The sequence below is a fragment of the Bradyrhizobium sp. NBAIM08 genome, assembly GCF_020193935.1.
GTDB lineage: Bacteria > Pseudomonadota > Alphaproteobacteria > Rhizobiales > Xanthobacteraceae > Bradyrhizobium > Bradyrhizobium yuanmingense.
In genome coordinates this window covers 1-443 of record NZ_JADYVR010000399.1, presented here as the reverse complement: position 1 = coordinate 443, position 443 = coordinate 1, and the positions used below count along the sequence as shown (strand labels likewise).

Genomic DNA, 443 nt, shown 5'->3' with positions numbered 1-443 from the left:
CGATGGGGTCGTCGTGCTGGCACAAGGTCACCACGCCGGTCGTCTCGGTGAGCCCGTAGGCGGTGACGATCACCTCGAAGTCGAGCTCCTCGCGCATCCGGCGGATCATCTCGACGGGCACCGTGGCCGCCCCCGTGACGGCGAGGCGCAAGGACGAGAGGTCGCGGCCGGCGAGGTCGGGGTGGTCGAGGATCGTCTGGTAGATCGCCGGCGGCCCGGGGAGCATGGTGATGCGCTCCTCCTCGACGCGGTCCATCACGCTCGGGACGTCGAACACGGGGTGGGGGACGATCACCGCGCCCTGCAGCAGGCAGGCGAGGATGCCGGCCTTGAGGCCGAAGGTGTGGAAGAACGGGTTGACGATGAGGTAGCGGTCGCCCGCTCGCAGGCCGACGCCCTCGGCCCACACCTTGAACGCGGTGACCGACGCCTCGTGGCCGAGC

General features: G+C 70.4%; 1 protein-coding gene. It reads right to left on the bottom strand.

What is annotated here, in order from left to right:
* The coding region (locus I6F37_RS40105) for an AMP-binding protein (protein WP_225154393.1) at positions 1–443 on the bottom strand (443 nt) is incomplete at both ends.